The 25,241-nt window shown below is 37.0% G+C and carries 24 protein-coding genes; 21 read left to right on the top strand and 3 right to left on the bottom strand.

All coding sequences use genetic code 11. The features are described from left to right. Positions 1-26: 26 nt before the first annotated feature. From JG738_RS06400 to JG738_RS06385, 4 genes are read left to right on the top strand one after another with little or no spacing between them, the layout of a single operon-like run. Positions 27-1,283 carry a M48 family metallopeptidase gene (locus JG738_RS06400; RefSeq protein ID WP_201337097.1) on the top strand — a complete coding sequence of 419 codons (1,257 nt, stop codon included), beginning with the start codon at positions 27-29 and terminating at the stop codon, positions 1,281-1,283. After that, a complete protein-coding gene (gene prmC, locus JG738_RS06395; protein ID WP_201337096.1) occupies positions 1,270-2,079 on the top strand; it encodes a peptide chain release factor N(5)-glutamine methyltransferase in 810 nt (269 codons plus the stop codon). The genes JG738_RS06400 and prmC overlap by 14 nt, the downstream gene beginning before the upstream one ends. Continuing rightward, positions 2,076-2,552 carry a DUF4149 domain-containing protein gene (locus tag JG738_RS06390; protein ID WP_201337095.1) on the top strand — a complete coding sequence of 159 codons (477 nt, stop codon included), beginning with the start codon at positions 2,076-2,078 and terminating at the stop codon, positions 2,550-2,552. The genes prmC and JG738_RS06390 overlap by 4 nt, the downstream gene beginning before the upstream one ends. A 12-nt stretch (positions 2,553-2,564) precedes the next feature. After that, entirely contained in the window at positions 2,565-3,320 is a 756-nt protein-coding gene (locus JG738_RS06385; protein WP_370583680.1) for an ABC transporter ATP-binding protein, read from the top strand. Positions 3,321-3,327: 7 nt separating this feature from the next. Here JG738_RS06385 and ftsZ read toward each other — a convergent pair whose 3' ends face one another. The 3 genes from ftsZ to JG738_RS06370 are packed head-to-tail and all read right to left on the bottom strand — an operon-like array spanning position 3,328 to position 7,279. Continuing rightward, a complete protein-coding gene (gene ftsZ, locus JG738_RS06380) occupies positions 3,328-4,443 on the bottom strand; it encodes a cell division protein FtsZ (protein WP_201337093.1) in 1,116 nt (371 codons plus the stop codon). A 24-nt stretch (positions 4,444-4,467) separates the two neighbouring features. Next, complete coding sequence (gene ftsA, locus JG738_RS06375; protein ID WP_201337092.1) at positions 4,468-5,808, bottom strand: cell division protein FtsA; 1,341 nt, start codon at positions 5,806-5,808, stop codon at positions 4,468-4,470. A 1-nt stretch (position 5,809) separates the two neighbouring features. Continuing rightward, on the bottom strand, positions 5,810-7,279 hold the full coding sequence (locus JG738_RS06370; protein WP_201337091.1) for a peptidylprolyl isomerase: 1,470 nt from the start codon (positions 7,277-7,279) through the stop codon (positions 5,810-5,812). Positions 7,280-7,350: 71 nt separating this feature from the next. Between JG738_RS06370 and JG738_RS06365 the strand changes: the two genes are divergently transcribed. The 17 genes from JG738_RS06365 (at position 7,351) to JG738_RS06285 (ending at position 25,239) form a co-directional block, all read left to right on the top strand. Then, positions 7,351-8,640, top strand: a complete 1,290-nt coding sequence (locus tag JG738_RS06365) for an adenosylmethionine--8-amino-7-oxononanoate transaminase (protein ID WP_201337090.1) — start codon at positions 7,351-7,353, stop codon at positions 8,638-8,640. Further along, positions 8,640-9,548, top strand: coding sequence for a 16S rRNA (cytosine(1402)-N(4))-methyltransferase RsmH (gene rsmH, locus JG738_RS06360; RefSeq protein ID WP_201337089.1), 909 nt, complete (start codon positions 8,640-8,642; stop codon positions 9,546-9,548). Before JG738_RS06365 ends, rsmH begins: the two co-directional genes overlap by 1 nt. A gap of 1 nt (position 9,549) precedes the next feature. Beyond that, the gene (locus tag JG738_RS06355) at positions 9,550-9,831 is read left to right on the top strand and encodes a hypothetical protein (protein ID WP_201337088.1); all 282 of its coding nucleotides are present in this window, start codon (positions 9,550-9,552) and stop codon (positions 9,829-9,831) included. An 8-nt stretch (positions 9,832-9,839) separates the two neighbouring features. Next, complete coding sequence (locus JG738_RS06350) at positions 9,840-12,917, top strand: efflux RND transporter permease subunit (protein ID WP_201337087.1); 3,078 nt, start codon at positions 9,840-9,842, stop codon at positions 12,915-12,917. Between the two features lie 38 nt (positions 12,918-12,955). Continuing rightward, complete coding sequence (locus JG738_RS06345) at positions 12,956-13,234, top strand: DUF2018 family protein (RefSeq protein WP_201337086.1); 279 nt, start codon at positions 12,956-12,958, stop codon at positions 13,232-13,234. A gap of 9 nt (positions 13,235-13,243) precedes the next feature. After that, positions 13,244-14,131, top strand: coding sequence for a polyprenyl synthetase family protein (locus JG738_RS06340; protein ID WP_201337085.1), 888 nt, complete (start codon positions 13,244-13,246; stop codon positions 14,129-14,131). Beyond that, positions 14,131-15,429 carry a glutamyl-tRNA reductase gene (gene hemA, locus JG738_RS06335; protein WP_201337084.1) on the top strand — a complete coding sequence of 433 codons (1,299 nt, stop codon included), beginning with the start codon at positions 14,131-14,133 and terminating at the stop codon, positions 15,427-15,429. The genes JG738_RS06340 and hemA overlap by 1 nt, the downstream gene beginning before the upstream one ends. A 1-nt stretch (position 15,430) precedes the next feature. Then, on the top strand, positions 15,431-17,134 hold the full coding sequence (locus JG738_RS06330; RefSeq protein ID WP_201337083.1) for a proline--tRNA ligase: 1,704 nt from the start codon (positions 15,431-15,433) through the stop codon (positions 17,132-17,134). A 42-nt stretch (positions 17,135-17,176) separates the two neighbouring features. Next, positions 17,177-17,566 carry an FxsA family protein gene (locus tag JG738_RS06325; protein WP_201337082.1) on the top strand — a complete coding sequence of 130 codons (390 nt, stop codon included), beginning with the start codon at positions 17,177-17,179 and terminating at the stop codon, positions 17,564-17,566. Then, the gene (locus JG738_RS06320; protein WP_201340463.1) at positions 17,556-18,401 is read left to right on the top strand and encodes a thioredoxin domain-containing protein; all 846 of its coding nucleotides are present in this window, start codon (positions 17,556-17,558) and stop codon (positions 18,399-18,401) included. Before JG738_RS06325 ends, JG738_RS06320 begins: the two co-directional genes overlap by 11 nt. Then, positions 18,398-19,333 carry a hydroxymethylbilane synthase gene (hemC, locus tag JG738_RS06315; RefSeq protein ID WP_201337080.1) on the top strand — a complete coding sequence of 312 codons (936 nt, stop codon included), beginning with the start codon at positions 18,398-18,400 and terminating at the stop codon, positions 19,331-19,333. The genes JG738_RS06320 and hemC overlap by 4 nt, the downstream gene beginning before the upstream one ends. Further along, positions 19,330-19,569 (top strand): hypothetical protein, encoded by a 240-nt coding sequence (locus JG738_RS06310; protein ID WP_201337079.1) that lies wholly within the window; start codon positions 19,330-19,332, stop codon positions 19,567-19,569. The genes hemC and JG738_RS06310 overlap by 4 nt, the downstream gene beginning before the upstream one ends. After that, complete coding sequence (locus JG738_RS06305; RefSeq protein ID WP_084276049.1) at positions 19,569-20,159, top strand: TetR/AcrR family transcriptional regulator; 591 nt, start codon at positions 19,569-19,571, stop codon at positions 20,157-20,159. Before JG738_RS06310 ends, JG738_RS06305 begins: the two co-directional genes overlap by 1 nt. Next, positions 20,152-20,991, top strand: a complete 840-nt coding sequence (locus tag JG738_RS06300; RefSeq protein WP_201337078.1) for a hydrogenase — start codon at positions 20,152-20,154, stop codon at positions 20,989-20,991. The genes JG738_RS06305 and JG738_RS06300 overlap by 8 nt, the downstream gene beginning before the upstream one ends. After that, positions 20,981-22,180 (top strand): nickel-dependent hydrogenase large subunit, encoded by a 1,200-nt coding sequence (locus JG738_RS06295; RefSeq protein WP_201337077.1) that lies wholly within the window; start codon positions 20,981-20,983, stop codon positions 22,178-22,180. Before JG738_RS06300 ends, JG738_RS06295 begins: the two co-directional genes overlap by 11 nt. Before the next feature lie 108 nt (positions 22,181-22,288). After that, positions 22,289-23,515 (top strand): hydrogenase small subunit, encoded by a 1,227-nt coding sequence (locus tag JG738_RS06290; RefSeq protein ID WP_201337076.1) that lies wholly within the window; start codon positions 22,289-22,291, stop codon positions 23,513-23,515. Continuing rightward, positions 23,515-25,239, top strand: a complete 1,725-nt coding sequence (locus tag JG738_RS06285) for a nickel-dependent hydrogenase large subunit (protein WP_201337075.1) — start codon at positions 23,515-23,517, stop codon at positions 25,237-25,239. Before JG738_RS06290 ends, JG738_RS06285 begins: the two co-directional genes overlap by 1 nt. Positions 25,240-25,241: the final 2 nt, after the last annotated feature.

Here is a 25,241-nt window from a genome sequence, read left to right as displayed (position 1 = left end):
AGTCAAAATTTTACAAAAGGACAATAATGCTAGGAGTGAGTATTCTCTATGGTATCTATATCTTAATAAAAATTTATGTATCAGTAATGCAGGCTGGATTTGTTGCAAAAGCCAAAGATGGTAAGCCTGTTTTAATGATGCCGAGCAAATTTTTTAAAGCGGGACGTTATGCATTCAAAAAGGAAAAAATTGTAATTGTTGAGAGTTTTGTTGAATATATACTTTTTATTTTTTGGATGGGGTTTGGTTTGCAATGGCTTGATAATATGATTGATATCGATGATCCACTTATAAAAAGTGTTGTATTTATTGATCTCTTTTTTGCAATCAACTACATTACAACACTACCATTTGATATTTATCAGAAATTTGTACTTGATGAGGAGTTTGGATTTAATAAATCTACTATTTCTCTTTTTATCAAAGATCAATTAAAAATAGCGCTTCTCTTTTTGATATTTGGATCTTTAATTATCTATATTGTAAGTTGGATAATAGCAAATGTTACAAACTGGTGGATCTGGGGATTTTTATTTATTTTTGGTGTTATTATTCTTGTCAATGCCCTCTATCCAACACTCATAGCGCCAATGTTTAATAAATTTAAGCCTTTGGAAGATGAAGAGCTCAAAAAAGATATTGAGAAACTCATGCAAAAGAGCGGTTTTAAAGCAAATGGAGTGTATGTAGTGGATTCAAGTAAACGTGATACAAGGCTCAATGCTTATTTTGGGGGACTTGGTAAAACAAAAAGAGTAGTACTCTTTGACACTTTAGTAGAAAAACTTTCTAAAAATGAACTTCTGGCAGTGCTGGGTCATGAACTTGGTCATTTTAAGCATAAAGATATTTACAAAAATATTCTCATGATGGGTGTAATGTTCTTTGCTCTTTTTTATATATTTGCTAATTTACCAACATCCTTGTATCAACAAGCAGGTATTCCAGCAGATGCACCATACAGCATCATTGCTATGTTTTTGTTACTTAGTCCAGTATTTTTCTTTTTCTTTATGCCATTAATAAATTTTGTCAGTCGTAAAAACGAATTTGCAGCAGATAAATATGGAAGCTCCCTTGAAGGTAGAGGCAACTTGCGCAATGCACTCTTAAAACTTGTGGAAGAAAATAGTCATTTTCCTCTCTCTCATCCTTTATATATATTCTTTTACTATTCGCATCCACCAATCTTAGAGCGACTCAAAGCACTTGGATTTGAAGAAGAGAGTGAAGCAGATGAGGCATTGAAAGAGGAGTGCAATATTCCACATGAAAATCAGTGAAGCTTTAAAGCTGGCACAAAAGATGCTGCGAACTGTAGCGCAGCGTCCACTCTTAGAAGCAGAACTGCTATTGGCACATTACTTGCAAAAGGAGAGGATCTATCTTCATGCGCATCCCGACGAGGAGGTGGATGAGGGATTTTTTTCACTAATACAAAGAAGGGCTACTCATGAGCCTCTTGAATATATTATCAAAGAGGTTTCATTCTATTCAAAGAGATTTTTTATTGAGCCAGGTGTATTGATACCAAGGCCAGAGACAGAACTACTCATAGATGAAATTGCAAAAAGAATACAAGGTGAAGAGAGAGTTGCAGAGATCGGAGTAGGGAGCGGTATTATTAGTGCAATACTAAAAATGAAGTTTCCAAATTTAAAAATAGTTGCGACTGATATTAATAAAAAGGCTCTTGTGGTTGCACAGAAAAACTTTGAGAGGTATAGTGTTGATATTAAACTTGTTCATACCTCTTTACTTGATGGCGTAGAGGAGGAGTTTGATATTATCATTTCTAATCCTCCTTATATTAAAAGAGGTTTTCCTTTAGAAAAACCCCTTTACTTTGAGCCTGCAGAGGCTCTTTTTGGAGGAGAGAGAGGTGATGAGTTACTACGGCAAATAATTGATATATTTATAAAAAGTAGTGCTAAAATCCTTGCTTGTGAGATGGGATATGATCAAAAAGAAGCGATTAGTTCTTATCTTGAACAAAAAGGCTTTCAAGGAAGCTGTGAATTTTATAAAGACTTGGCCAAATTAGACAGAGGATTTGTATTACAAAAGGAAGAAGAATGAGAAGATGGATTGATATTGTGTATATGATGATTTTAGGTATTGGTTTAGGTTTAGTTTTGACTTTAGGAGCCTTGGTTGCACCAGTGATTTTTCACGCGAACGACTATTTAGGAACTTCGCTCCTTTCTCATTATCAAATGGGACTTTTAATGACAGCTATTTTTCTAAAAAGCAATTATGTTTTAAATTTCATTGCTGCTCTCATCATACTTCGTGAAGGGTATGGATATAAAAGTTTTGAAAGAGATAAGATTATTATCCCTGCAGCTGCCACAGCTGTTTTGATGATATTTTTATTTACATTGTACTATACTAAAGAGATTGTAGCTCTGCAGGCATTAGGAGAGCAAGTAACACAGAGTGAAACATTTATAAATATTCATAAAGCGAGTGAACTCGATTTTGGATTACTAGCACTCTCTTTAACACTTCTTCTTGGAAGAAGACTCTATCTTTATTGTAAAGGTTCATAAAAAGTGGATGAGATAATCCGTATTAGAGGACTAAAAAAGAGTTTTGGCACAAAAGAGGTACTCAAAGGGGTTGATCTTGATATTATAAGAGGAAAGACTACTGTCATTCTTGGGCTCTCTGGAAGTGGAAAATCGACTATTATCAAGCATATTGTACGACTACTCAAACCAGATAGTGGAGAGGTTTGGGTAGAGGGTATTGATATGGCGAGGGCTGATGAAGATGAAGTGTATCGTATGCGTAAACAAATAGGGTATCTTTTTCAAAGTGGGGCCCTTTTTGATAGTATGAATGTGTATGAAAATGTAGCCTTTCCTCTGCATGAACATACAAATATGAGCGAGGAGCAAATTCAAAAGAAAGTACGAGAGCGTCTACGCACAGTTGGCCTCAACCCAGATGATGTTTTAGAACTCTATCCTGATGAGCTCAGTGGTGGGATGCGCAAAAGGGTTGGTCTAGCGCGATCTATTGTTTTAGATCCAGGAATTATATTATATGATGAGCCTACGAGCGGTCTGGACCCAATTACAAGTGATCTTATTACAAGGCTCATTCGCAATACGCAGCTAGAACTGAATGTAACTTCCGTACTTATCAGTCATGATATCAAAGAGAGTTTTAAAGCTGGAGACTATTTTGCTTTTCTTTATAATGGAAAAATAATTGAGTATGGAGATAAAGAGCATTTCCAAAACTCTACTAACCCTTATGTAAGGCAATTTTTAGATGGTAAGGCCGAAGGGCCTATCAAAATAGTGCGTTAAAAAGATTTTAATCCATCTGATTGCGTAAAAAAGTAGGAATATCGAGAATATCTTCATTCTCTTCGTAGCCACCACTTACTTTTCTTTTGACTTGCATGGTATCTTGTAAAGGTCTGACAACTTTTACTGCTTCGTCCTCAGTAGCATTTGCCTCTTCAAATCCAGTAGCAATGAGAGTGATTTTTACTTGATCTGGAGCCATATTTTCATTTGTAGTAGTTCCAAAAATAACATGAGCATCTTCGTCAGCACTCTCATATACCACATCCATGGCTTCACCAATATCGACAAGAGGGTAATCTGGATGGATTGTAAAGTGTACAAGAACTCCCATGGCACCATTTATGGATACATTGTCAAGAAGTGGTGACTCTACAGCACTTTTTATAGCTTCATATGCAGAGTTTTCACCTTGTGCTTCCCCAACACCCATAAGTGCTAAGCCTCTGTGACTCATAACAGTCTGTACATCAGCAAAATCGAGGTTGATATTATTTTCACCATAAGAGAGAATTACGCCGCTTATCCCACCTACAGCGCGGGATAAGACATCATCTACAATTTTGAAACTGTCTCTAATACCTAGCTTTTTATCAACAATAGAGAGAAGCTTCTCATTAGGTATAACAACTATAGAGTCGCTCTCTTTTTTTAGTTCATGTATTCCCTCTTCTGCAAGTCTTGCTCTTCTTCTTCCTTCAAACTTGAATGGTTTTGTGACAACTGATATTGTGAGGGCGCCTATCTCTTGTGCTGCTTGTGCAATAACAGGAGCTGCTCCAGTCCCAGTACCGCCTCCCATTCCTGCAGATATGAAAACAATATCTGCACCTTCCAATTTTTCTTTTATAAGGTCATAGCTTTCTAATGCTGCTTCTCGTCCGATTTCAGGTTTCATACCTGCGCCAAGTCCGCGGGTAGTCTTGTCTCCAAGTTGAATTTTAGTATGCGCTTTAGATGTACTGAGGGCTTGTGCGTCAGTATTGGCAACAATAAGCTCAATTCCATCGATGCCTTCTTCTACCATATGTCCGATCATATTTCCGCCGCCGCCGCCAACGCCTACAGCTTTAATATTAGCTCCAGTTACTCTTTTTTTCTCTTCAATATTAAATGCGTCCATACCGCGTCCTTCCTCAAGCAATTCTTAAAATAGTTGCGTTAGCCATCTTGTGAACTTGGCTAAACTCTGTTTAATGGAGCTATTTTTCTCTTCAAAACTTTGCATATTAGTAAGTTCATCGAGAATTTCGCTCTCTTCACCTTTTTGTAATGACTCGATGCTCTCTTCAGTATCGGCAAAAAGCTGTTCGTTTTTATATCTTAGACGCTTATTTGAATCAATTTCATAGAGAGTATATTCTCCATTGCCATACAAAATGAGACCAATAAGCGTAGAGAAGCTAGGATTATCAAGACTTTCGTGAAGTGCAGGTAGTGTACGGGGTTTTGCAACACGTACAGGAAGGTGGTCAAAAATTGCAGAAGCGAGTTCACGAAGACCTTCGAGTTGTGTCATACCGCCTGTGAGAACAACCCCAGCACCTAATTGCTCTTTGAGGCCACTCTTTTCAAGAGAGTTTGCAAGGATCATAAGTGTCTCTTCTACACGTGCATGGATAACATTGAAGACAATTTCAAGTGATACTTGATGCGTATTGTTTTCGTCTCCAATAACAGGAATCTCAATATAGTCATTTTTAGGCTCTTTAAGATTCCCATAGTAGATCTTGATCTCTTCAGCTACTGATAAAGGGGTGTGCAGCGCCATTGAGAGGTCGTTTGTTATATGCATAGACCCAACAGCCAAAAAATCATTATACACAAGAGAGTTGCCACTATATATGACAAGATTACACGTGCTTCCGCCAAGATCAATAACAGCTGCTCCGAGCTCTTTTTCGTCTTCATTGAGTACTGCTATTGCAGATGCATAACCACTTAGTACAATATTTTCTATATCGATGCCAGCTTGTTTTACAGCTTTTTTGAGATTGAAGATACTCGATTTAGGAGCAGTGATAATATGGGCATCTACTTCGAGTCTTGAAGCGTTCATACCCAATGGATCTTCTATAAAGTCTTGATCATCCACGCGAAATCTATAGGGAAGCACATGTAATACTTCATACTCATGAGGAATGTTTGCATTATAAAGAGCCGTTTGCATGACTCTATTAATTTCATCGAGTGATATCTCTTTGTTTGGAATATTAACGATTCCATTACTATTAGTGCTCTTTACGTAAGCGCCTGAGAGTGCTACGATAGCTTTTGAGGGGGATGTACCAGCAATGCGATCTGCATCTTCATACGCTTTTTTAATGGACTTAGATGCGAGATCGATATTGGTAATAATTCCCTTTTTCAAACCCTGTGCAGGCGCAATTCCAGAGCCTGTAATTACAAGCTCACCATCTTTTTGCTCTGCAATTGCTGCACAGACTTTTGATGATCCGATATCAAGGGCGAGAATGGTTTTTGACACCCTATATTCCTTTATATACTTTTATTTCATAAAGCTTTTGCAGTATATTCAAAATTCTTTGTGACTCTAGAAGCTCTTTGAGCTTAATAGTATTATCGGTAATAAGGGCTCTGTTTTTATCTATTTTTTTTGGCATGTGCAGTTTTTGATCTAAAATTCTATATAAGACCACTTTCTCATCACTCAATTGAATAAACCCTTCTCCCTCTTTTTGTGTGAAGAGTTTTTTAAGAAATGTAGCAGCTTCTGTGCTCTCTAAAGCTTTAATCTTATTTACATCGTCTCTGCAAATGAAACTATTTATTTCAATCCCTTTGAAAGTTTTAGCGAGTTTTTGTGCTGTTTCTATAAGCTTTTTGGAGCGCAACTCTTTTTCAAAATCTTTTTGTACTAACGCTTTTGCCTCTTCAAAGCTCATTGGCTGTGGTAATTTTTTGTTATCTAATTTAATTATGAGATATTTTTCACCTATAATAATTGGCTTGAAGACTTTACCACTTTGAGCTAGTTTAAGTTTTTCCATAAAAGTTGGGGGTAGTGTAGTATTTGTATCTGTAATTTCTATACTTTTTTGCGGTTTGATTTTTCCTTTTTTAAGAGCAATATATTTTTTAAGAGCCTCTTTTTTTGCAAGTTTCAATCTATAGTCACGCTCAACAAGCGGTTTTGCATCTTCAAATTTCATAATCTTCCCACTACTATCTTTATATTGGATGCGATGTGCTTGATAATACTCTTGAAGTTTTGCTTCATCTATTGTGACATCTTGTGGTGTTACTTCAACTACTGCAAGTTTATAGTGTGTAGGTGTTTGGTAGTTGTCTTTATGTTCATTGTAGTAGTTTTTGAGCTCTTTTTGTGTATAACTTATATTGATATCGTTACTTGTAAGAGGTTTGTATGCAATTTTATCTCCCATAAAGAGTGCTGCGCTTGCGGTATCAAACTCTAGTGGTAGAAGTTTTGGTTTGAATACAGCTTTAATCTTTTCTAAAAGAAGATCTTTTTTTATACTTTGCTCAAAATCTTTAGGGCGCATATGGTTTTGCTTGAGGACATTGATATAGAGCTCTTTGTCAAAGTGACCATCACGCTGAAATACTTGCATTGATGCTATTTTTTTAGCTACCTCTTCATCTGTTACCATAAGACCATGATCCTTAGCGTAATTGATGAGAAGTGCTTCTTTGATAAGTGCATCGAAAGCTGCTTTATCTATGCCCATCTCTTTTGCTTTTTGTTGATCGAGCTTGCCGCCTAAAAGTTGGTTGTAATAGTTATAAAGTTGTGAGTATCTGTTTTGAAACTCTTTGATAGTCACTTTTGTATCACCAACTTCTACCATAGTATCACCACTAGAGCCATACTTGTATGCCCCCCATCCAACAAATCCCGCTCCAACGAATGCTATTGTACTTATCCAAATCGTTATTACAAGATATTTTTTATGTTTTTGCATCCAGCTAATCATAAGCCAACCTTTGTATAATTTTGAGGAAATATTGTAGTTAAAAAGTGATTAATTCACAATAAAGGCCGTTTATGACCAACCAGGAGCTTATGCAAAGAGATCTCAAGCATATTTGGCATCCATGTACACAGATGAAAGATCATGAAGCAATTCCTATTATCCCCATCAAGCGAGCAAAAGGGGTGTATCTCTATGATTTTGAAGATAATCGCTACATTGATAGCATCAGTAGCTGGTGGGTCAATCTTTTTGGTCATAGTAATGAGTATATTAATACAAAAATCAATGAGCAGCTCCAACAGCTTGAACATGTCATTTTTGCGGGATTTACACATGAGCAAATAGTAAGGCTCTCTGAGCGTCTCTGTTTACTGAGTGGATTAGAGAAATGTTTCTATGCAGATAATGGAAGTAGTGCAATTGAGGTAGCTTTAAAGATGAGCTTTCACTATTTTAAGAACAGAGGTGAGACAAGACCATATTTTGTCTCACTTACTAATAGCTACCATGGTGAGACGTTAGGTGCGCTAGCAGTAGGAGATGTGGAGCTCTATAAAGAGACTTACAAAGAGATTATGATACATACTTTGCAAACCCCCGTTCCAAAAGATAGAACCGAAGAAGCAGCAATCCAAGCAGCTCAAGAGTTAGAAAAGCTTTTTGAGCAGCGACACAAAGAGATTAGTGCTTTTATTGTAGAGCCTTTGGTGCAGTGTGCTGGGTATATGCATATGTATCATCCAATATTTCTCAAACTTGCCAAAGAGTTGTGTGAAAAGTATGATATATTTTTCATTGCCGATGAAATTGCAGTGGGGTTTGGAAGAACTGGAACACTCTTTGCTTGTGAGCAAGCCGGTATCAAACCAGACTTTATGTGTCTGTCAAAAGGCCTTACAGGAGGATATCTACCGCTCTCAGTGGTGCTAACTTCCGATAGAGTATATGAAATGTTTTATTGTGATTACAATGAATATAAAGCCTTTTTACATTCACATAGTTATACAGGGAATGCTTTAGCATGTGCAGCTGCTAATGCTACGCTTGATATTTTTGAAAATGATGATGTAATTACTAAAAACCGTATAAAAATTGATTACATTGCACAAAAAATAGCTCCGTTTCAAGAACTATCCTGTGTGAAAGATGTACGCCAACAGGGTATGATAGCAGCCATAGAGTTGCAAGGATATAAGCCACAAGAGAGGATAGGGCTGCGCATTAATCAAGAAGCTCTTAAAAGAGGAGTTTTTGTCAGACCACTTGGCAATGTGATTTATTTTATGCCTCCTTATGTAATAACTTTTGATGAGATTGATATGATGATAGATAGTGTTTATGAGATAGTAAAGAGTCTATGATGCAATCTCCACATATTCCGGTGCTTTTAGATGAAGTAGTTGAAGTCTTTAAAGATACGCAGGGTTGGATTGTAGATGCCACGCTTGGCTATGCAGGCCACTCCTATGCTATTTTACAAAATAATCCTCAAAGTGAAATTGTTGGCATTGACAGGGATGAAGAGGCAATTGCATTTTCTGTGAAACGTCTGCAGCCTTTTAAAGAAAGAGTAAAAATTGTACGAGGTGCATTTTCACAAAAAATTGAAGAGATTTTGCAAACAATGGAAATTAAAGGGGTTTTGGCTGATATTGGAGTATCTTCATTGCAGTTGGATAAAAAAGAGCGGGGTTTTAGCCTAGAGAGTGATGTGCTTGATATGCGTATGGATAAGAGCGCTGCACTGAGTGCGTATGAAGTGGTCAATGAATATAGCAAAGAAGATCTAGCAAAGATTTTACAAGAGTATGGAGAGGTAAAAAATGCGTGGAAAATTGCGGGAGAGGTTGTAAAACATAGACCAATAAAAAGTGCAAAAGAGCTTAAAACGCTCATAGAGCATTTAGTTCCACGCACAAAAAAGATTCATCCTGCTACGACAATCTTTCAAGCAATTCGCATCGAAGTTAACAAGGAGCTCGAGGAGTTAGAAGGTCTCTTAGATGCATTGGAAAAAGCAAAACCAAAAGGTGCAAAAGTTGCTATTATTACATTTCACTCTCTGGAGGATCGTATAGTAAAAAACAGATTTAAAAAATGGGCGCAAAAATGTATATGTCCTCCAGAGGCTTTACGTTGCGAGTGTGGAGGTGATAGAGCACTTGGTACAATATTGACAAAAAAACCGATAACAGCAACAAAAGAGGAGATAATGAAAAATCCTCGTAGTCGCAGTGCAAAGCTGCGTGTATTTAAGTTTAAGGAGTAGTATGGAAAAAGTAGAAAAAAAAGAACTTCTCGATTCCATTGATGAAATAAGTAGTAAAAAAGAGCTTGATGGCACTTTTTTTATTCTTGTTATACTCAGTGTAGTTCTCATCATAGCACTTATTTTTCCAAAAATCTATTTAAGCAATCAGATCTACTATAAAAGCCGCACTATCAATACACTTCTTGATAACTATGAAATTCTCAAAGAGGAAAATAGACTTTTGCGCCAACAACTCGAATATGAACGCTACAAAAATCAAGTTCTAGATACGATGTTTTAAGGAAATTGATGAGAAAATTTTTAGAGTTTGCTATTGAAAAAGCTGCGCTTAATCATATTTTTTTATTATTGATATTTATTCTTTCTATTTTTGCATATCAAAATGTTCCAAAAGAGATTTTTCCACCCATTACTTTGGATAAGATTTTCATTACTGGTGGATATAGCGGGGCAAGTGCGCAGACACTTGACAAAATGGTTGTAGAAAATCTTGAAGATGAACTCAAAAATGTACAAAATCTCAGTGATATTGATGCGATTGTTAAAAACGGGCGTTTTACTATCATATCAGATATCAAAGAGGGGGCAGATAATCTCATAGTACTCAATGATGTAAAAGATAAGATTGCTAAAATAAAAAAAGATCTCCCTCCAGATATGGATGAGCCTACAGCTACAATTTTAAAAAAGAGTTTTCCTCTAGTACTCATAGCAATTGCTACAAAAGAGGATACACGAGAGCTTTTGGATGTTGCAGATAAGCTTAAAAGTGAGCTTAGTTCAATTAAAGAGCTGAGCGATATAGATATTAGAGGATGGCGAGAAGATGAACTACAAATTAAACTATTAAAGAAAAAAATAGATGCTTTGCATCTTAATACCACTCAAATTGCTGAACTCATTCAGCAAATTGCTACAATCTTTCCTATAGGCTCGATTCAGCAAAGAGGAGATCATTTCTTTCTCACCACAGAAAACGGGAAAAAGAGGATAGAAGAGCTACGAAATCTCATTTTAAAAATAGGCTCTAAAAATGTGAGGCTTGCTGATATTGCAAAAGTTGAGTTTACTTTGAGTGATCCTCAAATGCTCTCACACTTTAATGGCAAGCCAAATATTTCTATCAATGTAACTAAAACAAAAAATGGCAATGCAATAGAGCTTGTAAAAAAGATTAAGCAGATATTGCACAAATATGAAAAAGCGTATCCGGGATTTGAGTTTAAAGTTTATACTGATACTTCTATCTGGATTCGCAATCGACTCAATACTGTTACATCCAATCTTTTCTTTGGTCTCATTTTGGTTTTTACAGCCTTGCTATTAACTGTGGATTGGCGAATAGCCATTGTTGTAGGAATGGGAATTCCTGTTAGCTTTATGATTGGGCTCATATCTTTAGAGTTTCTTGGTTATAGCCTCAATATGCTCTCACTCTTTGGAGCTCTTATTGCTTTGGGAATGCTTGTAGATGAAGCGATTGTTGTTGCTGAAAATATCTATAGGCATTTAGAAAATGGAGACGATCCAAAAATTGCTGCCATTAATGGGGCTTTGGAGATGTTTCCTGCAGTCCTTACTGCTACTTCGACAACGATCTTTGCATTTTTGCCCCTTTTAATTATTAGTGGTGAAATGGGAGCTTTTATAAAGATACTCCCTGTGATTATCTCTATTTTACTTTTAAGTTCTTTATTTGAAGCATTCTATTTTTTGCCACTCCATGCTAAAGATTTTTTACGTGTGACAAAAAAGAGAGAAAGTGGCTCTTTTTGGCATAAGATTTATACATTCTACGCAAAAGTACTTGCGTTTTTATTGCAAAAAAAATATCTCAGTCTTATTTTTTTAGTAGGTAGTATTGTTATTGCAACAGTTATAATGCTCAAGCAGACAAAATTTCAACTCTTTCCTAGCTTTGATACTACGCAAATTTACATTACAGGGCGCGTGAATGTCAATAATGATGTAGAAGATACAGAAAAGATTTTAAAGCCTTTGGAACAGGCCATTTTGCAAAGCGTGAAAAAAGATGAAGTCAGTTCCGTGACTGCAATTGTAGGGATGAAACTTGATGCGAAAAATAATGCACAAACAGGTGCAAATCTTTTTCATATTTTTGTGAATCTCCATGAGCTCAAGCCCCAAAATTTTGTTGATAAATTCATAACTCCCATTTTTTCTGTTGAATATGATAGTAGTGATATGCTCCGCTCTCGGAGTGCAAAAGAGATAGCCCAAGATCTGCAAAAACTAGTGCAAAAGTTTAAACATCCTCCTATTGAAGAGATTGCTGTAGTTGTTCCACAAGCTGGAATAGTAAAGAGTGACATAGAAATAAGCTTGGAGTATGAGCATCCAAAAGATGTTTTACAAGCTATCAAACTGTTAGAAGAAGCTATGCAAAAAATTGATGGGGTTTATAATATAACAGATGATGCAAAAGAGGGTGAAAAAGAGCTCAAGCTCAAACTCAACGACTATGCAGCGAAACTTGGTATTACAGAGGGGTATCTTGCAAAGTATCTTCAAGCTTTATATCTCAATGCAGAAGTTGCAAAGATGTTTAAGTACAATAAGCTTATCTATGTGAAGCTGCAATCAATGAGCAAAGATGATTTTTCGGCTTTTAAAGATCTTCTCATAGATGTTCCAAATAGTATGCAAAAAGTGCGTTTACAGGATATAGCACAGTTTATAACAATCGAACACTTCTATGACATTATTAAAGAAAATGGTAAAAAGATTCGCACAGTCTATGCATCTTTAGATAAAAAGAAGCTGACCTCTGCAGAGTTTTATGAGCGTATTGTCCCAATTTTAGAGAAAATTCGAAAATTAGGTATTGGTGTAAAAATTAAAGGGGAGCAAAAAGAGAATAAAAAGTTGATGCGAGAGATTATTCGTGCATTTATTATTGCTGTCTTTTTGATTTTTGCTGCACTTGTCTGGATGTTTAATTCGGTTTTGTATTCGCTTATTGTTTTGAGTGTTATTCCTCTTTCTTTATTGGGAGTATTAATTGGAAATAGTATCTTAGGACTCAATCTAACAATGCCAGGACTCCTTGGTCTTGTAGGACTTGCTGGGGTTGTGGTAAATGATGGGCTTATTATGATTGATTTTATTAGAAAATGTACAAACTTGGAGTGTGTTATTAAAAGAGCAACTCTTCGTGTACGTCCGATACTGCTAACTTCCATCACAACTATTTTAGGACTAGCCACACTCATGTTTTTTGCAAGTGGACAAAGTCTTATACTCCAACCTATGGCTGTGACACTTGGATTTGGTATTGGTTGGGCTACAATAATTAATCTTTTGATAGTCCCATTGCTCTTTGTTTTAGTAAAACGCATAAGGTAAAAATTTGCTATACTACACATTGCATAAAGGAGGGAGAAATGTATTTTGAAGATGATGATGTTTTAGGCGGGACACCAAAAAGTAGATTTTTAGATATTGTTTTTCATGCTAATCGCAACGTAGTTGAAGGAGAACTTGAAAACATTATGGAGTGGATGGCCGCATTAGAGCTTATTATAGAGCAAAAATGTGGGTTTGATGTAGAAAAAGAGGTACAGCAGGTTCTTTATGATGAGAGCAAAAAAAAGGAACTAGAAAATAAACTAAACTCTCTTTATATTGAATATATGGGGAAAATTTTGAGCCAAAGTGAATAAGGAAGATCGTTGGAGAGGGTTAAAGAGATAATAGAGGCATTTATTGCAGATCTTGATGATGCGTATGTCCAAGAGCTTTTTGCAAAAATTCCTGCAGGGAAGATGTTGCGTAGTAAACTTATTTTGCAGATAGTTCCTAGCAAAGAGGGAGAGTTTTTAGCTGCTGTTATAGAGATGATTCATGCAGCGAGCCTTTTGCACGATGATGTTATTGATGATGCAATGATGCGAAGAGGTGTTGCTTCTATTAATGCGATTTTTGGGAATAAGCCAGCTATTATGATGGGAGATATCCTCTATTCAAAAGCCTTTTTTGAATTGACAAAACTACCTCATCCTATACCCCAAATTGTTTCCAATGCTGTAACACTTCTTAGTCTTGGTGAGCTTTTAGATGTAGAACTTGCTAAGAGTTTTAATACCAATAAAGATGTATACTTTGATATGATTTATAAAAAAACTGCATCTTTAATTGAAGCGAGCGCTAAAGCAGCTGCGATTTTGGCAGGCAAAGAGAGCGAAAAATATGGGCTTTATGGCAAAAACTTGGGACTTGCTTTTCAGATAGTTGATGATATTCTCGATATTACACAAGATGCATCGACGCTTGGTAAGCCTGCTTTACATGATCTCAAAGAAGGAAAAAGTACGCTTCCTTATATCTACCTCTACCACGCTTTATCTGCTGATGAAAAAGAGAAGCTTTTAAAACTATTTAAAAAAGATCTGAGTGAAGAGGAAAAAGATTGGCTCAAAGAAAAGTTTACTGCTACTGGAGCATTAGAAAGAACAAAAGAAGAAGCAAGAATTCTTGGCAAAGAGGCAATGGCGATACTGGATGAAGAGGATGAGAGGCTTCATGAGATTATGAGCTCCTTGATTGAGAGGACATATTAATGCACTATCTTGTTATTAGCTTTTCACATAAAAACTCCGATATTGTTACACGAGAAAAACTTGCACTCAGTGAAGAGGAAAGACGCAATTTCGTAGCAGATGAGATCTTAACAAAAGATAGTATCAATGAGGTAATTATTCTATCAACTTGCAATAGAGTTGAGATAATAGCTAGCTCAAAAGATCCTTTTAGATCCACTGAATCGGTTTTGGAAATTCTTGCAAAAGTTTCTGGAATAAATATAGAAGAGCTTGAGGGTAGAGCCGATGTCTATGAGGATAATGGTGCAGTACACCATATCTTTAGTGTTGCAAGTGGGCTTGATAGTCTTGTAGTTGGTGAAACGCAAATTGTAGGGCAACTCAAAGATGCTTATAAAGAGGCTTATGAGAAAGGGTGGTGTGCGCAAAAACTAGGACGTGTTATGCACTATGCTTTTAAATGTGCAAAAGAGGTGCGTACATCTACTGATATTTCAAAAAATCCCGTTTCTGTCGCAAGCGCTGCAGTGGCATTGGCAAAAGATAGGCTTGGAAATCTGGGAGGGTTTACAGCACTTGTGATAGGAACGGGAGAGATGGGAACCCTTGCAGCAAAGCATCTCTTGACACATGGTTGTAATGTTATTTTAGTTGGACGCAGTGAGGAAAAAACTAAAAAAATAGCATATGAGATTGATAAAAACATACAAGTAGCAACAACACAAGAGCTCTCTCGCCTCATAAATAGTTATAGACTACTTTTTACTGCAACATCTTCTTCTGATCCGATTATTACCAAAAATATGGTTGAAAAGAGGGATTTTGCAAGGCTTTGGTTTGATATGGCAATCCCACGCGATATTGAAGAGATGAATATCGAAAATATTGCTATCTATGCAGTGGATGATCTTAAAGAGATTGTAGAAAAGAATATGGCTTTTCGCGAAGAGCAGGCACGTAAAGCATATAAAATTGTTGGGCACTATGTGAAAGAGTTTTTTAAATGGCTTCAAACACTTGAAATTGAGCCAATTATAAAAGAGATCCGTGCACAAGCTAAAGATGCTGCTCTTGCAGAGTTGCAAAAAGCTATAAAAAAAGGGTTTATTCCAAAAGAGCAGCAAAAAAATATAGAGAAACTTTTGCATAACGCTTTCAATAGATTTTTGCATGACCCTACAAAGAGACTCAAGTCCATAGCAGATGAGCCAAGTGCTGATACAATTGTTGAGGCGATAAAGTTTTTTTTCGAAATCGAAGATGAAGTGGGACTTAATCGCTATAAGTGTGAATATTATATGAATTTAAGGAGTTAGAGTGAGATTAAGCAAGGCTTTTGTTCCAACTACCAAAGAGGCACCAAAAGATGCAGTCCTTCCAAGCCATATCTATTTAGTCCGTGGAGGTTTTATTAATCAAGTAGCAAGCGGTATTTATAACTTTCTCCCCTTTGGTAAAAGAGTTTTAGACAAAATACGATCAATTATCAAAGAAGAGCTTGATAAAGCGGGTTGCCAAGAGGTACAGCTTGGATTTGTAACTCCTTGTGAACTTTGGGAAGAGAGTGGAAGATTTGCAAAATATGGAAAAGAGCTCCTGCGGTTTAAAGATCGTAAGGAGAATTGCTTTGTATTAGGACCTACGCATGAAGAGATGATGGTAGCATTGGTGCGAGGAAGAGTGACAAGCTATAAACAGCTACCTCTCAATCTCTATCAGATAAATCTCAAATTTCGTGATGAAGCAAGACCGCGCTTTGGGTTGCTGCGTGGGAGAGAGTTTATCATGAAAGATGGATACTCTTTTCATGAAAGTATCGAAGATATGCAAAGAGAGTATGCTCTCATGGAAGAGACATATAAAAAGATTTTTACAAGGCTTGGACTCACCTTTAGAGCAGTTGAGGCAGATGTTGGTGCAATTGGTGGGAGTGCAAGTAAAGAGTTTATGGTAATTGCGAATAGTGGTGAAGATATGATTGCAGTCTGTAGTGCATGTGAATATGCTGCCAATGTAGAAGCTGCTAAGCGTAAAAAGCCTAAGCCTCCAACAGAAGCCCCTGAATTTAGCAATTTTGAACCTTTCTATACTCCTGGACTTACATCTATTGAAGAGCTCAGCGATTTTTTCAAAGTCCATCCTTACTATTTTGTAAAAGCGGTTGCAAAAAAGGCTATATATGATGAGAGTGAAGAGATAGTTATCTTCTTTTTACGAGGAAGCGATGAACTCCAAGAGATCAAAGCTGCCAATGCTATCGGTGCAAATGAACTTGTTGATGTAAGTGAGGAGGAGCTACAAGAAGCTGGCATTGTTCCAGGATTTATAGCTCCCTATGAGCAGCAGTGTCGCATAGTGCTTGATGAAGATCTCAAAGGTGCCAAAGGACTTATTTGCGGTGGTAATCGCAAAGACTACCATCTTATAGGGGCCGATCTTTCCCACTTTGATGAGGCTCTTTTTGCTGATATTGTCCAGGTCAAAGAGGGTGATCTCTGTCCAGAGTGTGGTGCAGTGATGAAGCTTACAAAAGGTATCGAAGTAGGTCATATCTTTCAATTGGGTACTCGCTATAGCGCTGCAATGAATGCAACATTTTTAGATAGAGATGGCAAAGCAAAACCTTTTGTAATGGGTACATACGGTATAGGTGTGAGCCGCCTTGTAGCTGCTGCTATTGAGCAAAACCATGATGAGCGAGGCTGTATCTGGCCCAAAGAGATCGCTCCTTATAAAGTATGCATAATTGTTTCAAACATAAAAGATAGTGAGCAAAGAGAGTTTGGTGAAGAGCTTTACCAAAAACTTTTGGATAAAGGGGTAGAAGTAGTCCTCGATGATAGAACAGATAGATTTGGTACCAAAATCAAAGATTTTGAACTTATTGGCTATCCCTATGCTCTGATTGTTGGGAAAGCTCTTAAAGAGGGTAAAGTTCAGCTAGTAGACAGGAAAACTCTTCAAAAACTCGATGTTCCAAAAGAAGAGACTATCGAAGAGTTGATGAAGCATCTTTATTAATCAAAAAATATTATACTCTCAAAAAAGTATGAGGAAGAAGCGTTGCTCTATTTTTTGCTCTATCTCTTTATAGAAACTTTTGTATCAGTGCAGATTGCTAGTGTAATAGGCCCTTTTTGGACTTTTGTAGAGATTGTTGCAAGTGCTGTCTATGGATTTTGGATTATTCGCAATATGCATATTCAAATGATGGCAACAATGCAAGCATTAGCAAATGGTGAGATAACTGTTGAAGAGTTTGAGAGTATGAATCTCTCGATGCTTGTAGGGGCTATTCTTTTAATAATTCCGGGCTTTTTTACTGATATAATAGGAATGCTTTTGCAATTTGGTGTTTTTTCTACATTTATTGCTAAAAAAATCTTAAAGTTGAAATCTAAGAAGAAAAGGGAGGATGATAATGTCATTGATGTGGAGATTATTGAGCATTAGTGTAGCTTTGAGCTTGAGCCTGAGTGCAGCTACAGATAAAGATGTTATTAAATTTGTAAAAAGAGGACTTAGCCAGAATCCAGATCTTAAAGTATATGATGTAAAGATTATTGAAAAGCAGCCAATGCGTCGTCTCAAGGGCTGGGATGCATATATCATTGCGTTTAATATAGGTATAAAAAGAGGTGATAGTGAGCAAAATCTCTCACAAAGGGATACTATTTTCGTAAAAGATCGATTTGTTGCTCCAGATCTTGTAGATATCAAGACAAATAGAAGCCTCAAAGAGCGTATAGTATTGAGCTTGGATAAGAGCTTTTATGATGAAAAACATCATATCTTTGGGAATAAAGATGCTAAACATAAACTTGTGGTTTTTAGTGATCCTCTCTGCCCTTTCTGTCGTGAAGTTGTACCAGAACTTTTTGAAGTTGCGAAAAAATATCCAGATATTTTTGCACTCTACTACTATCATCTCCCTATACAGTCACTCCATCCAGCTTCTGTACCCCTTGCTAAAGCAATTATCTATCTCAAAAAGCAAGGAAAAAAAGATATTATTGAAAAAATCTATAAAACAGAATTTAACTATGAAGAGCATGATGAGAGCAAAGTTTTACAAGAGCTTGATAAAAAGTTGGGAGTAAAACTAACAAAAGAGCAGATCAATCAACCTTGGGTAGTGCAAGAGCTTAATGAAGATAGAAAAAAATCCCAATATCTCATGATTCATGGAACGCCTACGCTTTTTGTAGATGGCAAGTATGATCCAAAAAGAGAGGAGTACAAAAAGTTTCTTCCAAAAGAAAATATAAAAACAAAGAGTAAAAAATGAGACTTATTATTGCAACACGTGGGAGTAAACTTGCATTGTGGCAATCAAATCATATAAAATCGCTCCTTGAAGATATGGGGTATGAAGTAGAGCTACAAATTTTTAAGACCAAAGGGGATAAGATTCTCGATACTCCTCTAGCACTTATTGGGGGTAAGGGACTTTTTACAAAAGAACTAGAAGATGCAATGCTCAGAGGAGATGCACACCTAGCGGTGCATAGCCTCAAAGATGTGCCTACACAACTCCCTCAAGGGCTTATACTTGGAGCAGTGACAAAACGAGAAATAGTCAATGATGCTTTTTTAAGTGAAAAGTATGAGAGTATAGAAGATCTCCCTCCAAATGCTGTTATAGGAACTACTAGTCTGCGCCGCCGTATGCAGCTACTCCACTATAGACCCGATCTACAGATTAAAGACTTGCGTGGTAATGTAGATACAAGAATTAAAAAGCTCAAAAATGGAGAGTTTGATGCTATTATTTTGGCGTATGCTGGTTTGAAGAGATTAGGATTTTTAGAAAGTGTACGTTTTGTTAAGCAAATTGATGAAAATTTGATGATTCCAGCAATGGGGCAGGCTGCTTTAGGGATTGAGTGTGTTCCAGAGGTTTTGGAGGTTGTAAAGACCTTGAATGATAAAAAATCACAAATTGAAACAGAAATTGAGCGAGAATTTGTTGATACATTGCAAGGTGGATGCCAGGTGCCTATTGGTGTGAGAGCGCAACTTCTTGACAATGGCGATATTATTACCAAAGCAGTGATAGGTATGCCTGATGGTTCAGAGCTTCTCAAAGATAAAATTATCGGAAATGTTGAAAACTATAGTGATCTTGGCAAAGAGTTAGCACAATCCATGATAGAAAATGGTGCACAAGAGATCTTGAAAAGGGCTGAAGAGATAGCCTTTGCGGAGCATAAGAGATGAGAAAAATTGTTTCTCTTCTTTTCATTGTAATATTTTTTGCAGGATGCTTTCATCATGTACGACTCAATCAAAAACTATTCAAACCACGTAGTGGTGTGTATAGCCTAGAGTGTGGCAATAATTATGATCTCTGTTTAGAAAAAGCTGATTATCAATGCGGTCCTAAAGGGTATAAAGTCCTTAGTAAAAAATATGTAAAAAAAGGATATAGTATACAAGTGGAGTGCAATAAGTAATGCGAAAGAGAAAAGAAGAGAAAAAACAGGCTATAATGGATACGGCTTTGGCTCTTTTTGCAAAAAAAGGATACTACGAAATTACCATATCAGATATTGCTAAAGAGATGGGTATGAGTGTGGGAAATCTCTATAACTACTTCTCTTCCAAAGATGCTCTAGCCAAAGAGCTTATGCTCTATATCTCCAAAATTTTGGGTAATCAGATAAGACAGATTAATCTTGAGCCAATAAGCGTAAAAGAAAAGATAGAAAAGATAGTTGCATTTTATTTCGAGATGGTTGAAAAGCGCTCAGAACTTATTGAATATTTCTTACGTATCTATCTCTCACACAAAGAGATCTTCAAAGATGGATGTGAGGGGATGGTTTGTGTCAGTCCTTTTGTAACAGAGATAATGATACTCTTTGAAGAGGGTGTGAGCTCTGGTGAATTAAAAGATCAAGACTTCTTTAGTGCTTTTGGACTTTTTATGGGTTATCTTGGTGGGATGGCTTACTTGAAAGGTGAAGGAATGCTTCCAAATGAGTTGTCATTCTATCAGCAAGATGTTGCTGAGAATATCTATAGGGCTTTAAAAAGTGGCTAGAGCTATTTGGCTCCAGGGTATCACTTGTAATGGAAACACTCACTCTTTTTTACACTACGAGCAACTATCCCAGCTTTTAGATGAAATTACTTTTTTATACCATCCTCTTCTTCCTTCCCCCTTACATATCACACAATTGTGTTACTTTGAGGAGCCCTTTGACATATTAGTTGTGGAGGGTGCATACGGCAAAATAGATAGGGGTGGTTGCAATTTTGTTGAACTTTTTCATAGACTAAGAAAACAAGCCAAGCATGTTGTAGCAATTGGCAGTTGTGCAGTATATGGTGGAATACTTGGTGAAAGAGGAATTAATTTTGCAAAAGAGAAGCAAATTGATTCAATTGAACTTATAAATATTCCTGGGTGCCCTGCACATCCTGAATGGATAGCATTTGCACTTTTAGCAATAAAAAATGGTGAAAATGTAAAAAAAGATACTTTCCAAAGACCAAAAGAGATCTATGGATATACAGTTCATAGTGGCTGTACACGTAATGAGTATTTTGAGTGGAAAGTTGATGCAAAAAGTTTTGGTACACAAGAGGGGTGTCTTTTTTATGAGCAGGGATGTCAAGCTCCTTTTACTCATGGTAGTTGTAATAAAATTTTGTGGAATGGTGTAAGTTCAAAAACACGTATTGGAACTCCTTGTTTTGGGTGTACTGAGCCAACATTTCCATCCAATAATCTCTTTAAAACCAAAACGCATATGGGGATACCTGTAAAAATGCCTCTAGGCGTACCAAAACGAGCCTATTTAACACTTACAGGAATTGCAAAAAGCTTTCACATACCAAGACTGCATAAAAGAGTTATTGATGAAGATTGAAATTTTACAAAAAGTCGAAGGAGAAGTATATCTTCACTATAAGTGGAATGAAACAATTATTGAAGATGTTGAAATAGAGTTTTTGCACTATCGTGGTATCGAAAAAATGTTATTAGGCAAAGATCCACTTGATGCACTTGTTATAAATCCTAGGATATGTGGTATTTGTGGACATGCCCATCTTCGAGCTACAGTAGAAGCTTTAGAAAATGCATTTGGAATCATACCGACACAAAAGGCAAAAACAGTTAGGGAAATTACAACATTTTGTGAAATTTTGCAAAATCATTTAAAATGGTTCTATCTCGTTATTGCTCCATTTTTATTGGACAATGTAAACTTTTTTACAATACAGCCTGCAATTGTAAATATCAATAAAATAATTGCACTGTTTGGTGGACAGTATCCCCATAATTCATATATGTTGCCAGGTGGAGTAACATGTGATCCAACAGCTATTGAAATTTTTCAAGCAAAAAATTATTTAGCACAAGCAAAAGATACTATTAAGTTGCAACTTTTTAAAAATTATACCGATTTAAAAGATATATCGAAAGAAAAGAGTGACTTTGGAAATATATTGAGAAAACTAATTACTTACTCTACGGTTGGGCAGAGTTATGACAGGTTTGTGGTATTAGGAGAGAATAGCTTAGTAAAACCTGCAAAAATATTAAAAACGAGTATAAAACCTATTTCTGTTAAATTTATTAAAGAAACTGATGTTTCGGTTACGTATCGAGGAAGATTTTATGAGACCGGGCCACTTGCACGCATGCTACTTTTACGTTATCCACTTATAATGCAGTTGCATAGACGCTTTAAAGATGCTCTGGTAACAAGAATAGCTGCACGTGTAGTAGAGATTGATGTCATTATGAAAAAATTAGAGCAGCTTCTCGATTCAATTCTCCTAAGCGAGTCTTCTTATATTGATAACAAACAAAAAGATGGTCATGGAATGGGAGTAGTTGAAGCTGCAAGAGGATCTTTGATACACAGAATATGGGTTAAAAATGGAACTATTGCCAAATATCAAATTATTACACCTACACAATGGAACCTTTTGCAAGGTACTAAAGAATATCCAGGCGTTGCGAGAAAAGCTATTCAAGGCCTAAAAGATACAAAAACTGCAGAGTTAATCTTCCGCAGCTTTGATATATGTAGCGTCTGTACTACTCATTAATTTAGTCCCAAAAATATAGAAGAATTAGTAAAAAGTGATAATTATTTAAAAATCTTATAAGTTGAAAATTGTACAATTAATGAATGAGTATTCAATCAAGGAGTGATAATGAATAGAGAACACCTTCGCTCGCTCTTTACAACTAAGAGTGCCCGGGTTGAGACAAACAGAGGTGAAGCCTACTATGCAAGACTCTATGAGCAATGCAAAGCAAGACTTGAAGAGCTTAAAAAAATGAAGCCTTTACGCCAAATCTCCATTAAAGAGATTTTGGAAGATGAAGGAGTTTCTAGAAGAGACTTTTTAAAATGGGCGAGTGCAACTACTGCAATGCTAATGCTTCCTAGCTCTTTTACCCCTCTTGTAGCAGAAGCTGCTGAACTTATGACGAGAGTACCTGTAATTTGGATAGAACTGCAAGATTGTGCCGGTAACTCGGAAGCTTTTATACGAAGTGATGGACCTAAGGTGGACGATATTATTTTAGAAATTATCTCACTAGAATTTCAAGAGACACTTATGGCTGCAGCTGGACATCAAGCAGAAGCGCAGCTTGAAGATGCGATGGAACATTTTGAAGGAAAATATCTTCTTTTTGTTGAAGGCGCTATTCCGGTAGGTCCTGGTAGGGAGTGGTGTACGATTGGGGCAAGTGGTGAAACTTTTGAAGAGCACCTAAAAAGAGTAGCCAAAGATGCAGCAGCGATAGTTGCAGTTGGAACATGTGCAACTTTTGGTGGTGTTCCAGCAGCTGCTCCAAATCCAACCGGTGCAGTGGGCGTCATGGATATCGTTAATGACAAACCAATCATCAATATTCCAGCATGTCCAGCAAATCCTGCAAATATGGTCGGAGTAATCTTACACTATGTACTTACTGGTCAAATTCCAGAGCTCGATTCACTGCTTCGACCAAAATTTGCTTTTGGATACAGAATCCACGATAACTGTGAAAGAAGGGCGCACTTTGATGCAGGAGAGTTCGTCGAAGAGTGGGGCGATGAAGGTGCGAAAAACAACTTCTGCCTTTACAAAATGGGATGTAAAGGTCCTATGACATTCAACAACTGTTCGATTGTTCGCTATAACGAATCCGTAAACTGGCCAATTGGTTCAGGACATGGATGTATAGGGTGCAGCGAGCCTGGATTTTGGGACAAATATGCATACGAACGACCAATGGCGGACGCAAATATAAAAATGGCTCCTGGCGGGGGAGTTGAAAAGAGTGTGGATGAGTTTGGACTGGGTCTTTTGACTGCTGCTGGTGTGGGCATTGCAATTCATGCGGCAGCAAGTGCAATTGCAGGTAAGAAAAGTGAAGGAGAAGAGTAATGGGTACTAAACATATTGTCGTTGATCCTATAACAAGAATAGAAGGGCACTTGCGTATTGAAGCTGTTATCGATGAGAATAATACAATAGTAGACGCTTATAGCTCTTCAACAATGTTTCGAGGAATTGAAGAGATTTTAAAAGGGCGCGATCCAAGAGACTGTGGTTTACTTGCTATGCGAATATGCGGGGTATGTACAGGAACGCATTATCAAAGAAGTATCGAGGCAGTAGAGCACGCTTTTGGTGTGACCATTCCAAAAAACGCGAGGCTTGTAAGAAACCTTATCCAAGGGGCACTCTATCTACATGACCATGTGGTGCACTTTTATCATCTTCATGCCCTTGACTGGGTCGATATCACAAAAGCTTTGGAAGCTGATCCAACCAAGACAGTAGATGAAGCAAAAAAATGGGCAAATGCTGCTGGAACCACACCATATGTTGCAGATAGTGCAAAGTTTAAGGAGGTGCAAGATCGACTCAAAAAATTTGTCAAACAGGGTCGGCTAGGTCTTTTTGCCAAAGGATACTGGGGCAATCCCCACTATAAACTAACTCCTGAGCAAAATCTCTTGGCAGTTACGCATTATCTGCAAGCTCTTGATTTGCAAAGAGACGCTGCAAAGATGATGGCTATTTTTGGTGGAAAAAACCCACACCCACAAAGTATTGTAGTTGGTGGGGTAACATGTGTACAAGATATTCAAAATCCTGCGCGAATTGCTCTGTATAAAGACTTGCTTAAAGGTTTCACTCGATTTATCAAAGGCGCATACCTTCCTGATATCTATATGGCTGGAACGATGTATGGTGATGAAGCACTCGATGGAACAGGAGCAGGACTTAAGAACTATCTTGTCTATGGAGGATTTAGACTACAAGACAATGGATTTTATAAATCTGAGCTTCTTTTCCCAAGTGGACTTGTGATTGATGGAAAATATCAAGAGTTTGATCAAGAAAAAGTGGCTGAAGATGTGACGCACTCTTGGTATAATGGCGATAAGCCGCTTCATCCATTTGATGGGCAAACTATTCCAAACTATACAGGATTTGGTAAAAAGGAAAAAGGAATTGCCTATCTTGATACCAAAGGAAAATATTCTTGGATAAAATCACCTATATATGATGATACAAGGGTGGAGGTTGGTCCGCTTGCAAGAATGGTTGTAGGATATGTAAAAGGAGATGAAAGAATCAGCGAATATGTCAATAAATTCTTAAAAAATGCAAATCTTCCTGCAAAAGTGCTCTTCTCAACCGTTGGTCGAACTGCAGCAAGAGCGATTGAGACTGAAATGATGGCAGATATTATGTTTGATTGGGTTGATGAGTTAGCAAGTAATGTGGCAGCAGGAGACCTTTCAACATGGACAGAGTTTGATTTTGATTATGTAAGTAAAGATGCAAAAGGGTATGGTCTTGAAGAAGCTCCACGAGGAGCACTTGGTCACTGGGTAAAAATCAAAGATGGAAAAGTGGAAAACTATCAAGCGGTTGTGCCATCCACTTGGAATGCTGCGCCAAGAGACTATAAAAATAGAATGGGAGCTTATGAAGCAAGCTTAATCGGTACAAAAGTGGCAAAACCTGAGGAGCCGTTGGAGATTTTAAGAACCATTCACAGCTTTGATCCATGTATTGCATGTGCAGTTCATATCGTAGATACAAAGGGGAAAAGCCTAGGTGAATTCAAAGTGAACACCTCTTGCTCAATTTAAGG

This window comes from Nitratiruptor sp. YY08-26 (genome assembly GCF_016593215.1).
Lineage (GTDB): Bacteria > Campylobacterota > Campylobacteria > Campylobacterales > Nitratiruptoraceae > Nitratiruptor > Nitratiruptor tergarcus.
Note: the sequence above shows the minus strand (reverse complement) of the source record. Positions and strands in the feature narration are given on the sequence as shown.